Raw genomic sequence first — 11,736 nt, forward strand, 5'->3', positions numbered from 1 at the left:
GCCCCTCGCTCATGGCCGAATGTCCTGGACAGCGGCCCTCTCAGGCCGCCATCACGCCCCTGATCAGGCCTGGCCTTCCGGCAGGGTGAAGCCGGATACCGAACGACGCATCTCGCTGGCCATCTTGGCCAGGTTGCCGATGCTCTTGGCGGTAGCGGTGGTACCTGCGGAGGTCTGCGAGGTGATCTCCTGAATCACGTTCATGGTGTTGGAGATGTGGCCGGCCGAAGAGGCCTGCTGGCGAGCGGCGTTGGAAATGTTCTGGATGAGGGCCGCGAGGGTCTTGGATACCTTCTCGATCTCTTCCAGGGCCACACCGGCGTCCTGCGCCAGGCGGGCACCGCGGACCACCTCGGAAGTGGTCTGCTCCATGGAGATAACTGCTTCGTTGGTGTCGGTCTGAATGGTCTTTACCAGTGCCTCGATCTGCTTGGTCGCCGCCGAGGAACGTTCCGCGAGGCGCTGTACCTCGTCCGCTACCACGGCGAAGCCGCGGCCCGCGTCACCGGCCATGGAGGCCTGGATCGCGGCGTTCAGTGCGAGGATGTTGGTCTGGTCGGCGATGTCGTTGATCAGACTAACGATGTCACCGATCTCCTGGGACGATTCACCGAGGCGCTTGATCCGCTTCGAGGTGTCCTGGATCTGCTCACGGATGTTATCCATGCCGGTGATGGTGTTGTGCACCACCTCGTTGCCCTTGTTGGCGATGGCTACGGAACGTTCCGCTACCGCGGACGATTCCGCGGCGTTCGCCGATACCTGGTCAATCGACACGGCCATTTCGTTGATCGCCGCGGAGGCTCCGGCGATTTCCTGGGCCTGGTGCTCGGAAGCCTCGGCCAGGTGCATCGCGGTGGACTGGGTTTCCTGGGCGGCGGCGGCCACCTGCACGGCGGTCGAGTTGATCGTCGCTACCAGGTCGCGCAGCTGGTCGATGGAGTAGTTGATGGAGTCCGCGATCGCACCGGTGAAGTCCTCGGTCACGGTCGCGGCCACGGTCAGGTCACCGTCTGCGAGGTCGGCGATCTCGTCGAGCAGACGCAGAATCGCGGTCTGGTTACGCTCGTTCTTCTCGGCGGTGGAGGCCAGCCGGCGGTTGGTTTCGCGCACCATCACCAGGCCGATGAGGATGATCGCCGCCAGGGCCAGGGCACCCAGCACGTAACCGGCGACGGTATTGAAGTAACGGCCGTCGGCCAGGTCCTCGAACTCGCCGGCCAGACCGGAGGTCTTGTCCAGCAGGGTCTGAGAACCGGTGAAGATGGTGTTGGCGGACTCACGGACCTGGAACAGTTCCGGAGAGGTCTCGAGGATCTCGTCCACCGAGCCGGATACGAACTGGAACAGCTCGGAAATCTCTGCCAGGCGCTCCAGGGCGTCCTGGTCGGTCACCGCCGAGATTTCCATGGCGCTGTTGCCTTCGATCATCGCCTTGAGCACGCGACCGAACAGGCTGGCGTCGCGGCCGAACATGTCGGCGGCCTGCACGGAGTCGTCGTCACCGGCCAGCACCTTGTTCACCGAGCCGAGGATACGTTCGGCAAGCAGCGACTGGCGCTGGGCCACGGAGACCTGGGCCGCCGGCGCGCCGCTCTGCAGCAGGATGTCGACCACCTCTTCGTACTCGACCTGCAGCTGCGGGATGGTTTCGGCGAGGGTCGCCGCCACCTGGTGCAGGGACAGTACGGTCTGCTCGCTCTGCAGGATGGCGTCGGCGTTCTGCCGCAGCACGTCCCAGTCCTTCTGCACCTCGTCCATCTTCGGCTTGACCGATTCCGGCGCCGGCGGCAGGCCGCTTTCCTCGCTGCCGGAGGTCAGGAAGCCCCAGCGCTCCTCGAAGTCGCGACGCGCTTCCTTCAGCAACGGGAAGGCTTCCGCCTTGCCGGCCGCCGCTTCCGTGGCGTTCTTCGCGATACGCTGGGACAGCACGCGCAGCTCGCCCGCGTGGCTGATGTATTCCTTGTCGTAGGTGGACTGGGTGTTGAGGTAGGCGAAGTTGGCGAACAGCAACACGATGGAAATGATCAGGACTATGAAGAGTCCGGCGATCAGCGTGTTACTGCGCACACCTGCCAAGAGATTGCCTGCATCGATTTTCTTCATTATTTGGCCCCCGCCTGGACCGACCGCACAACGATTTCCGTGTAACGCCAAAGAGCCGGCAAGCGCCGACTCAACCGAAATTGCCTATACCGCCACGTCGAGAAAACCCTGGTGCTGCGCCAGCGCGTGCGGGCTGAACACCAGCCAGGGCCGCTCGCGCTGGAAAACCCCATGAACGAAAGGCGAAATGGTCGCCTCCAACGGCGGCAGCTGCTCGGAGAAGGTATCCACCGGGAAATGCTGCATGCCGAATACTTCGTCGACCGTCAGGCCGGCGAACACTTCGTTATGATCGACCACCAGCACCCGCCGCTGCTTGCGCAGGGGCGACAGCTCGCTGCCGAAGAAGCCGCACAGGTCCATCACCGGCAGCAGCCTGCCGCGCACGTTGGCGACTCCCTTGACCCAGCTCTTCACGCCAGGCAGCAGGGTGTGCCGAGGCTCGTGCAGCACTTCGCCAATCTCCCCCATGGGCGCCACGAAATAACGCTCGCCCATGCGAAAGCCGATCCCGCTCCAGGTCTGCACCGCCTGCTGCTGCGACGGCAGACCGGCCGCCAGCGTGCGACAGTGGCGGTCGAGATCAACGAGAAGCTGGAAGGGGGATTGGTCGTCCGACATGCCGGCCTTGGCCTTTTCTTCTTATGTGGCTGCGGACTGGCGCGGCTTCAGCCGGCCAGCACCGCATTGAGGGTCTTCATCAGCGTATCTTCGTCCACCGGCTTGGTCAGGTAGTCACGCGCGCCCTGGCGCTTGCCCCAGACCTTGTCGGTTTCCTGATCCTTGGTGGTCACGATGATCACCGGGATGTGACTGGTTTCGGCGTCCTTGGTCAGTTGACGGGTCGCCTGGAAACCGTTGAGCCCGGGCATGACGATGTCCATCAGCACCGCATCGGGCTTTTCCTGGCGGGCCAGGGCCACGCCGTCGGCACCATTTTCCGCCTTGAGTACCTGATGGCCATGCTTCTCGAGCATGGCGGTCAGTTTGTACATCTCGGTCGGCGAGTCATCAACAATCAGAATACGAGCCATGAAGTTCCCCATTCGGAATAGGCATCACCGGCTTGTGGCCGGACATCAGGAGGCTTGCTCCACCGGGACGAACTCGGGCACATGCGCCTTGATGGCACCGAGCAGCTCTTCCTTGCTGAAAGGCTTGGTCAGGTACTGGTCAGAACCGACGATACGCCCCTTGGCCTTGTCGAACAGGCCGTCCTTGGAGGACAGCATGATCACCGGGGTGGATTTGAAAGCACTGTTGTTCTTGATCAGGGCGCAGGTCTGATAGCCGTCGAGGCGCGGCATCATGATGTCGACGAAGATGATGCTCGGATGCGTATCGGCGATCTTGGCCAGCGCATCGAAGCCGTCCACCGCAGTGATGACCTCGCAACCCACCTTCTTCAGCAGAGTCTCGGCGGTGCGACGAATCGTCTTCGAATCGTCGATCACCATCACCTTCAAACCCTCGGAATGCTGTTCCATGTCTGCCCTACCATCGCCTCGGTGAGTCGTTTGTTTTTTATATACAGCACAGTGTGGCTGAGGCCGTAACACTGACGGGCTGCGACCCGATCGTCCGGACTTTTTAGCACACTCTCCTGATGCAATCTATAAGCCCCCGGAACTCCGGGTTTTTCTTGACCGGCCTGCCCCACGGCGCCACCCTTGCGCATTCCTTCGGTCACTCGGAACAGGTTTCAGCCCATGAGCATTCGCCTGGGGATCGTCATGGATCCCATCGCCCAGATCAACTTCAAGAAGGACAGCTCGCTGGCCATGCTCCTGGCGGCCCAGGCGCGCGGCTGGTCGCTCTTCTACATGGAGCAGCGCGACCTCTATACGAATGCCGGCCACGCCCGCTCCCGCATGAAGCCGTTGCAGGTCTTCAACGACCCGCAGCGCTGGTTCGAGCTGGGCGAGGAAACGGACGCCCCGCTGGCCGAACTGGACGTGATCCTGATGCGCAAGGACCCGCCCTTCGATAACGAATTCGTCTACTCCACCTACCTGCTGGAACAGGCCGAGCGCGACGGCGTGCTGGTGGTCAATCGCCCGCAGAGCCTGCGCGATTGCAACGAGAAACTGTTCGCCACCCAGTTCCCTCATTGCATGCCGCCCACCCTGGTCAGCCGCAGACCCGATATTCTGCGCGAGTTCGCGAAAGCGCAGCGTGACATCATTCTCAAACCCCTTGATGGCATGGGCGGCTCCTCGATCTTCCGCCACCGCGACGGCGACCCCAACCTGTCCGTGATCCTCGAGACCCTGACCGCCCACGGCACTCAGCAGATCATGGCCCAGGGCTACCTGCCGGCCATCGTCGACGGCGACAAGCGCATTCTGATGATAGACGGTGAACCGGTGCCCTACTGCCTGGCGCGCATCCCCGCCCAGGGCGAGACCCGCGGCAACCTGGCCGCCGGCGGCCGTGGCGAGGCGCGACCATTGACCGACCGCGACCGCTGGATCGCGGCGGAAGTGGGGCCGGTGCTGCGCGAGAAGGGCCTGCTGTTCGTCGGCCTGGACGTGATCGGCGAGCACCTGACCGAGATCAACGTGACCAGCCCGACCTGCATCCGCGAGATCGACAAGGCCTACGACACCCGCATCGGCGAGCGCCTGATGGATGCCATCGAAGGCAAGCTCGCCGCGCGCAAAGCTTGAAGCAGGTGGCAGCTTGGCGCTTGCGGCTTGCAGCCTGACGACCCGAGCCGGCAGACTGCGCGGCAATCCGATCCCCGTCCACGCCAGATGAACGCAGCCCTGAAACCACCGCCCGAACTGACCAGCTCAGGCATCCGCCCCGCGGATCGCCTGGGCTTCACCCTGTTCGTCGCCACCCTGTTGCACCTGGCCCTGATCCTCGGCGTCGGCTTCACCATGGCCGAGCCCGGGCAGATCAGCAAGACGCTGGAAATCACCCTGTCCACCTTCAAGAGCGAGGAGAAGCCCAAGGAGGCCGACTACCTCGCCCAGGACAACCAGCAGGGCAGCGGCACCCTGGAGCACAAGGCGGCACCCAAGACCACCGAGCAGGCGCCGTTCCAGGACAGCAAGGTGAACAAGGTCACCCCGGCCGCCGCGCCGCAGCCGACCCAGCGCAAGGAGGCTGCCGCGGCCAAGACCGCGCTGACCACCACCAAGGCGCAACCGCAGAAGGCCGCGACCAAGCAGAAGGAAGACGAGCCCCAGCCCGACGCCCAGCCAGCGCCGGTGTTCGACTCGGCCCAGCTGTCCGCCGACATCGCCAGCCTGGAGGCGGAGCTGGCCCAGGAGCAGCAGCTCTACGCCAAGCGGCCGAAGATCCACCGCCTCAACGCCGCCTCGACCATGCGCGACAAGGGTGCCTGGTACAAGGACGAGTGGCGCAAGAAGGTCGAGCGCATCGGCAACCTGAACTACCCGGAAGAGGCGCGGCGCCAGCGCATCTACGGCAGCCTGCGCCTGCTGGTGTCGATCAACCGCGACGGCACGCTTTACGAGGTGCAGGTGCTGGAATCCTCCGGCCAGCCGACGCTGGACCAGGCCGCCCTGCGCATCGTGCGCCTGGCCGCCCCGTTCGCCCCCTTCAGCGGCGACCTCGCGGACATCGACCGACTGGAGATCATCCGCACCTGGCGCTTCGAGCGCGGCGACCGGCTGTCGAGCAACTAGGAATCCCAGCGGTGCGCACGGCGCACCCTACCGGCAGCACCTTGCCGAGCTTGTGACCTGGAGCGTGTCGCTCCAAACTAGCGCCATGAAGACCGCCACCAGCTACCTCAAGCACCACTTCCTGATCGCCATGCCGCACATGGCCGATCCGCATTTCGCGCAGACCGTCACCTACCTGGTCGAGCACAACGAGCAGGGCGCCATGGGCCTGGTGATCAACCGCCCCAACGGCCTCAACCTGGCCGACGTGCTCGAACAGCTGCGCCCCGAAGAGACCCCGCCTGCCCTCTGCCAGAGTCTGCCGATCTTCGCCGGCGGACCGGTTCAGACCGACCGCGGCTTCGTCCTGCACCCGAGCGGACACGACTTCCAGGCCACCCTGGGGCTGGGCGAACTGGCCCTGTCCACCTCCCAGGACGTGCTGTTCGCCATCGCCGACGGCAACGGCCCGGCGAAACACCTGATCACCCTCGGCTACGCCGGCTGGGAAGCCGGCCAGTTGGAAGCCGAACTGGCTGACAACGCCTGGCTGACCTGCCCCGCCGACGCCGCCATCCTCTTCGACACGCCCTACGACCAGCGCCTGGAGGCCGCGGCCGCGCGCCTGGGCGTCAACCTCGGCCTGCTCACCGCCCAGGCCGGCCACGCATGAGCGCCACGCCGCGCCTGCTGCTGGGCTTCGACTACGGCACCAAGCAGATCGGCGTCGCCGTCGGCCAGGCCGTCACCGGCCAGGCCCGCGAGCTGTGTGTGCTCAAGGCGCAGAACGGCGTGCCGGACTGGCAGAAGGTCGAGGCGCTGATCAAGGAGTGGCAACCGGACGCCATCGTCGTCGGCCTGCCGCTGAACATGGACGGCAGCCGCAGCGAGATGAGCGAGCGCGCGGAGAAGTTCGCCCGCCGCCTCAACGGCCGCTTCAACCTGCCGGTGCACACCCACGACGAACGCCTGACCACCTTCGAGGCCAAGGGCCAGCGCCTGTCCCAGGGTCAGCGTGGCGGCTACCGCGAGCGCCCGGTGGACGCCCTGGCCGCCGCCCTGCTGCTGGAAGGCTGGCTCGAACACCATCTTTCGGACTGATTGCGAGGACTGCCCATGACCCTGCCCGATCCCCAGCAACTGCTGCCACGCATGGCCGCCGACCTGCGTACCCTGTTGCAGCGGCGCGGCGTCGACCAGGCGCGCTTCATCGGCATCCGCACCGGCGGCGTCTGGGTCGCCGAGGCGCTGCTGCGCGAGCTGGGCCTGGAGCAGCCGCTGGGTACCCTGGACGTGTCCTTCTACCGCGACGACTTCACCCGCAGCGGCCTGCACCCGCAGGTGCGCCCCTCCGAGCTGCCGTTCGAGATCGAGGACCAGCACCTGGTGCTGGTGGACGACGTGCTGATGAGCGGGCGCACCATCCGTGCCGCCCTCAACGAGCTGTTCGACTACGGCCGCCCGGCCAGCGTGACCCTGGTCAGCCTGCTCGACCTGGACGCCCGCGAGCTGCCGATCCACGCCGACGTGCTCGGCGCCACCCTCGCCCTGGCGCCCGAGCAGCGGGTAAAATTGTCCGGCCCCGCGCCGCTCGCCCTCGAGCTGCAAAGCCTCTCCGCCTAGGACCACCCCATGCCCATCGACGCCAAGCGCTCGCTGCAGCTCAACGACCAGGGCCAGCTGCGCCACTTCCTCTCGCTCGACGGCCTGCCCCGCGAGTTGCTGACGGAAATCCTCGACACCGCCGATTCCTTCCTCGAAGTCGGCACCCGCGCGGTGAAGAAGGTCCCGCTGCTGCGCGGCCGCACCGTGTGCAACGTGTTCTTCGAGAACTCCACGCGCACCCGCACCACCTTCGAACTGGCCGCCCAGCGCCTGTCGGCCGACGTGATCAGCCTCAACGTGTCGACCAGCTCGACCAGTAAGGGCGAGACCCTGTTCGACACCCTGCGCAACCTCGAGGCCATGGCCGCGGACATTTTCGTCGTGCGCCACGCCGACTCCGGCGCCGCCCACTTCATCGCCGAGCACGTATGCCCGAACCTGGCGATCATCAACGGCGGCGACGGGCGCCACGCGCACCCGACCCAGGGCATGCTGGACATGCTCACCATCCGCCGGCACAAGGGCGGCTTCGAGAACCTCTCCGTGGCCATCGTCGGCGACATCCTGCACTCGCGAGTGGCGCGCTCCAACATGCTCGCGCTGAAGACCCTGGGCTGCCCGGACATCCGCGTGATCGGGCCGAAGACCCTGCTGCCGGTCGGCGTGGAACAGTACGGGGTGAAGGTCTACACCGACTTCACCGAAGGCCTGAAGGACGTCGACGTGGTGATCATGCTACGCCTGCAGCGCGAGCGCATGCAGGGCGGCCTGCTGCCCAGCGAGGGCGAGTTCTACCGCCTCTACGGCCTGACCGAGCAGCGCCTGCGGCAGGCCAAGCCGGACGCCCTGGTGATGCACCCGGGGCCGATCAACCGCGGCGTGGAAATCGAGTCGGCGGTGGCCGACGGCCCGCAGTCGGTGATCCTCAACCAGGTCACCTACGGCATCGCCATCCGCATGGCCGTGCTGTCCATGGCCATGAGCGGCCAGGCCACCCAGCGCCAACTCAACGCCGAGGAGCAGAACTGATGCGCAGCCGAATCCTCGGAGCCCGGGTGATCGACCCGGCCAGCGGCCTGGACCAGGTCCGCGACCTCTACCTGGAGGGTGGCAAGATCGCCGCCTTCGACCAGGCGCCGGCCGGTTTCGAAGCCGACCAGACCATCGACGCCCGCGGCCTGGTCGCCAGCCCCGGCCTGGTCGACCTGTCCGTCGCCCTGCGCGAGCCGGGCTACAGCCGCAAGGGCAGCATCGCCAGCGAGACCCTGGCCGCCGCCGCCGGCGGCGTCACCAGCCTGTGCTGCCCGCCGCTGACCAAGCCGGTGCTGGACACCTCGGCGGTGGCCGAGCTGATCCTCGACCGCGCCCAGGAAGCCGGCCACACCAAGGTCTTCCCCATCGGCGCCCTGACCAAGGGCCTAGCCGGCGAGCAACTGGCCGAACTGGTCGCCCTGCGCGACGCCGGCTGCGTGGCCTTCGCCAATGGCCTGGCACCGATGGCCAACAACCGCACCCTGCGCCGCGCCCTGGAATACGCCGCCACCTTCGATCTGACCGTGGTATTCCATACCCAGGACGCCGACCTGGCCGAAGGCGGCCTGGCCCACGAGGGCGCCACCGCCAGCTTCCTCGGCCTCGCCGGCATCCCGGAAAGCGCCGAGACCGTGGCCCTGGCCCGCGACCTGCTGCTGGTCGAGCAGAGCGGCGTGCGCGCGCACTTCAGCCAGCTGACCAGCGCCCGCGGCGCGGAAATGATCGCCGCCGCCCAGGCGCGCGGCCTGCCGGTGACCGCCGACGTGGCGATGTACCAGCTGATCCTCACCGACGAGGCGCTGCTGGGCTTCTCCAGCCTCTACCACGTGCAGCCGCCGCTGCGCACCGCCTTCGACCGCGACGGCCTGCGCGAGGCGGTGAAGAGCGGCGTGATCGGCGCCATCGCCAGCCACCATCAGCCCCACGAGGCGGATGCCAAGCTGGCGCCGTTCGGCGCCACCGAGCCGGGCATCAGCAGCGTCGAACTGCTGCTGCCGCTGGCCATGACCCTGGTGCAGGACGGCCTGCTCGACCTGCCGACCCTGCTGGCGCGCCTGACCACCGGCCCGGCCAAGGCCCTGCGCCTGCCCGCCGGCCGCCTGGCCGTCGGCGCTCCGGCCGACCTGCTGCTGCTCGACGCCGAAGGCCAGACCCTGGCCGGGGAAACCTGGCATTCGAAGGGCGCCAATTGCCCCTTCATCGGCCACTGCCTGCCGGGCAGGGTGCGCTACACCCTGGTGGACGGCCGCGTCAGCTATCAGGGCTGACGCGGAGGAAAATCCGCCGGACATGAAGAAGGCTATGCCCCGTTAAATGCTGCACACCTTGTGGGAGCGGATTTATCCGCGAATTTCGCGGCCTGCCCAGCCGCTCCCACAAAAGCAGGATTGCGCCACCAGCACGTAACGGGGACATGGCCATGAGGCAGCAAGCTGTGTACCCGCTACCTGTTGTTGTAGTGCCCTGATCCTTTCTGGGTCCCCGCCTGCGCGGGGATGACGAGGTAGGGGTGGGACTCACTCCTGCCGAGGAGCATCATTCCCGTACAGGCGGGACAGCACTTGCGCTGGGAGGGGAATAATCCAGGAGCAGACAGCTACAGCGCTCAGACAAAGAGGCTTGACCGCGCAAAACGCACGGGAAGATAGCCATGAAAAAGCCGCCCGAGGGCGGCTTTTTCGTCACTGGGCGCTCGGCTTACAGCTGAGGCCCGGCGTTGCGGATGGCGTCGGACACGTCGAACTTCTGGAAGTTGTCGATGAACAGCTTGGCCAGGGTCTTGGCGGCCTCGTCGTAGGCGTTCTGGTCGGCCCAGGTGCTGCGCGGGTTGAGCAGGCCGGTCTCGACGCCCGGCACGGCCTTCGGCACGTCCAGGTTGATGATCGGCAGGTGCTCGGTCTCGGCACCGACCAGCGCGCCGCTCTGGATGGCGGCGATCACGCCACGGGTGGTGGGGATGCTGAAGCGCTTGCCGACGCCGTAGCCGCCACCGGTCCAGCCGGTGTTGACCAGGTACACCTTGGAACCGAAGCCACGGATGCGCTTGATCAGCAGCTCGGCGTACTCACCGGCGGGACGCGGGAAGAACGGCGCGCCGAAGCAGGTGGAGAAGGTCGACTTGATGCCGCCGCCGCTGCCCATCTCGGTGGAGCCGACCAACGCGGTGTAGCCGGACAGGAAGTGGTAGGCCGCCTGCTCTTCGTTGAGGATGGACACCGGCGGCAGCACGCCGGTCAGGTCGCAGGTCAGGAAGATCACGGCGTTCGGCTCGCCGCCCAGATTCTTCTCGCTGCGCTTCTCGACCAGCTCCAGCGGGTAGGCCGCGCGGCTGTTCTGGGTCAGGCTGTCGTCGGCGTAGTCCGGCACGCGGTTCTCGTCGAGCACCACGTTCTCCAGCACGGCGCCGAACTGGATGGCCTTCCAGATCACCGGCTCGTTCTTCTCGGACAGGTCGATGCACTTGGCGTAGCAGCCGCCCTCGATGTTGAACACCACGCCCTCGCCCCAGCCGTGCTCGTCGTCACCGATCAGGTAGCGGCTCGGGTCGGCGGACAGGGTGGTCTTGCCGGTGCCGGACAGACCGAAGAACAGGGTCACGTCGCCTTCCTCGCCGATGTTGGCGGCGCAGTGCATAGGCAGCACGTCGGCTTCCGGCAGCAGGAAGTTCTGCACGGAGAACATGGCCTTCTTCATTTCACCGGCGTAGCGCATGCCGGCGATCAGGACCTTCTTCTGGGCGAAGTTGAGGATGACGCAGCCGTCGGAATTGGTGCCGTCACGCTCCGGCACGCATTCGAAGTTGGCGACGTTGAGGACCTGCCACTCACCCCTGCCGGCCGGGTTGTAGGTTTCCGGGTTGATGAACAGGCAACGGCCGAACAGGTTCTGCCAGGCGGTCTGGGTGGTCATCTTCACCGGCAGGTAGTGCTCGGCGGCGGAACCGACGTGGACGTAGGAAACGAAGTGATCCTGGGCGGCGTTGAATGCCTCGACGCGGTCCCACAGGGCATCGAACTTGTCCGCGGGGAACGGACGGTTGATGCTGCCCCAGGCGATCTTGGCCTCGGTGCTCGGCTCCTGGACGATGAAGCGATCGACCGGAGAACGGCCGGTACGGTGGCCGGTGCGGACAACCAGAGAGCCATTGGCGGCCAGCTCACCCTCGCCACGGCGTATGGCCTCTTCGACCAGTTGGGCAGCGCTGATGTCGGTGTAAACGGCGGTGTTGGCTTGCGTCATTTGGGTCCCCGTCGGCCGGCGGCCGAGTCTTCCGAACGTTGTGTAGTGAGCCACGTAACGCACTACATCGATAAAAAAGTCGCGGGAGTATGCCAGAAAAGCGAGGTTCTTGGCA

Annotated in this window: 12 protein-coding genes; 7 read left to right on the forward strand and 5 right to left on the reverse strand. The window is 66.1% G+C overall.

Going from position 1 to position 11,736, the window contains the following annotated elements:
• Window positions 1–63: 63 nt before the first annotated feature.
• From N7640_RS02135 to pilG, 4 genes are all read right to left on the reverse strand, one after another.
• A complete protein-coding gene (locus tag N7640_RS02135; protein WP_220815718.1) occupies window positions 64–2,106 on the reverse strand; it encodes a methyl-accepting chemotaxis protein in 2,043 nt (680 codons plus the stop codon).
• Window positions 2,107–2,190: 84 nt separating this feature from the next.
• Window positions 2,191–2,727, reverse strand: coding sequence for a chemotaxis protein CheW (locus N7640_RS02140; RefSeq protein WP_220815717.1), 537 nt, complete (start codon window positions 2,725–2,727; stop codon window positions 2,191–2,193).
• A 47-nt stretch (window positions 2,728–2,774) separates the two neighbouring features.
• Window positions 2,775–3,140: a twitching motility response regulator PilH gene (gene pilH, locus N7640_RS02145; RefSeq protein ID WP_043216118.1), complete on the reverse strand. Its 366-nt coding sequence runs from the start codon at window positions 3,138–3,140 to the stop codon at window positions 2,775–2,777.
• 45 nt (window positions 3,141–3,185) lie between these two features.
• Window positions 3,186–3,593 carry a twitching motility response regulator PilG gene (pilG, locus tag N7640_RS02150; protein WP_021698994.1) on the reverse strand — a complete coding sequence of 136 codons (408 nt, stop codon included), beginning with the start codon at window positions 3,591–3,593 and terminating at the stop codon, window positions 3,186–3,188.
• Between the two features lie 222 nt (window positions 3,594–3,815).
• Here pilG and gshB point away from each other — a divergent pair, with 222 nt between their 5' ends.
• From gshB to N7640_RS02185, 7 genes are all read left to right on the forward strand, one after another.
• Window positions 3,816–4,775 carry a glutathione synthase gene (gene gshB / locus N7640_RS02155; protein WP_279901610.1) on the forward strand — a complete coding sequence of 320 codons (960 nt, stop codon included), beginning with the start codon at window positions 3,816–3,818 and terminating at the stop codon, window positions 4,773–4,775.
• A gap of 87 nt (window positions 4,776–4,862) precedes the next feature.
• A complete protein-coding gene (locus N7640_RS02160) occupies window positions 4,863–5,765 on the forward strand; it encodes an energy transducer TonB (protein WP_220815715.1) in 903 nt (300 codons plus the stop codon).
• Between the two features lie 85 nt (window positions 5,766–5,850).
• Complete coding sequence (locus N7640_RS02165; RefSeq protein ID WP_279901968.1) at window positions 5,851–6,417, forward strand: YqgE/AlgH family protein; 567 nt, start codon at window positions 5,851–5,853, stop codon at window positions 6,415–6,417.
• A complete protein-coding gene (gene ruvX, locus N7640_RS02170; RefSeq protein WP_279901609.1) occupies window positions 6,414–6,845 on the forward strand; it encodes a Holliday junction resolvase RuvX in 432 nt (143 codons plus the stop codon). The genes N7640_RS02165 and ruvX overlap by 4 nt, the downstream gene beginning before the upstream one ends.
• Window positions 6,846–6,860: 15 nt before the next feature.
• Window positions 6,861–7,367, forward strand: coding sequence for a bifunctional pyr operon transcriptional regulator/uracil phosphoribosyltransferase PyrR (gene pyrR / locus N7640_RS02175; protein WP_279901607.1), 507 nt, complete (start codon window positions 6,861–6,863; stop codon window positions 7,365–7,367).
• A 9-nt stretch (window positions 7,368–7,376) separates the two neighbouring features.
• The gene (locus tag N7640_RS02180) at window positions 7,377–8,378 is read left to right on the forward strand and encodes an aspartate carbamoyltransferase catalytic subunit (RefSeq protein WP_279901606.1); all 1,002 of its coding nucleotides are present in this window, start codon (window positions 7,377–7,379) and stop codon (window positions 8,376–8,378) included.
• Window positions 8,378–9,649 carry a dihydroorotase gene (locus N7640_RS02185; RefSeq protein ID WP_279901604.1) on the forward strand — a complete coding sequence of 424 codons (1,272 nt, stop codon included), beginning with the start codon at window positions 8,378–8,380 and terminating at the stop codon, window positions 9,647–9,649. Before N7640_RS02180 ends, N7640_RS02185 begins: the two co-directional genes overlap by 1 nt.
• A 430-nt stretch (window positions 9,650–10,079) precedes the next feature.
• Here the strand turns inward: N7640_RS02185 and N7640_RS02190 are convergent, their stop codons facing one another.
• Window positions 10,080–11,621: a phosphoenolpyruvate carboxykinase gene (locus tag N7640_RS02190; protein WP_220815710.1), complete on the reverse strand. Its 1,542-nt coding sequence runs from the start codon at window positions 11,619–11,621 to the stop codon at window positions 10,080–10,082.
• Window positions 11,622–11,736 lie beyond the last annotated feature (115 nt).

Source organism: Pseudomonas sp. GD04015 (genome assembly GCF_029837675.1).
In the GTDB taxonomy this organism is placed as follows: Bacteria; Pseudomonadota; Gammaproteobacteria; order Pseudomonadales; family Pseudomonadaceae; genus Aquipseudomonas; species Aquipseudomonas paralcaligenes.

Coding starts and splice junctions, on each gene's coding strand:
- N7640_RS02135 (WP_220815718.1), bottom strand. CDS start 2,106: ATGAAGAAAATCGATGCAGGCAATCTCTTGGCAGGTGTGCGCAGTAAC.
- N7640_RS02140 (WP_220815717.1), bottom strand. CDS start 2,727: ATGTCGGACGACCAATCCCCCTTCCAGCTTCTCGTTGATCTCGACCGC.
- pilH (WP_043216118.1), bottom strand. CDS start 3,140: ATGGCTCGTATTCTGATTGTTGATGACTCGCCGACCGAGATGTACAAA.
- pilG (WP_021698994.1), bottom strand. CDS start 3,593: ATGGAACAGCATTCCGAGGGTTTGAAGGTGATGGTGATCGACGATTCG.
- gshB (WP_279901610.1), top strand. CDS start 3,816: ATGAGCATTCGCCTGGGGATCGTCATGGATCCCATCGCCCAGATCAAC.
- N7640_RS02160 (WP_220815715.1), top strand. CDS start 4,863: ATGAACGCAGCCCTGAAACCACCGCCCGAACTGACCAGCTCAGGCATC.
- N7640_RS02165 (WP_279901968.1), top strand. CDS start 5,851: ATGAAGACCGCCACCAGCTACCTCAAGCACCACTTCCTGATCGCCATG.
- ruvX (WP_279901609.1), top strand. CDS start 6,414: ATGAGCGCCACGCCGCGCCTGCTGCTGGGCTTCGACTACGGCACCAAG.
- pyrR (WP_279901607.1), top strand. CDS start 6,861: ATGACCCTGCCCGATCCCCAGCAACTGCTGCCACGCATGGCCGCCGAC.
- N7640_RS02180 (WP_279901606.1), top strand. CDS start 7,377: ATGCCCATCGACGCCAAGCGCTCGCTGCAGCTCAACGACCAGGGCCAG.
- N7640_RS02185 (WP_279901604.1), top strand. CDS start 8,378: ATGCGCAGCCGAATCCTCGGAGCCCGGGTGATCGACCCGGCCAGCGGC.
- N7640_RS02190 (WP_220815710.1), bottom strand. CDS start 11,621: ATGACGCAAGCCAACACCGCCGTTTACACCGACATCAGCGCTGCCCAA.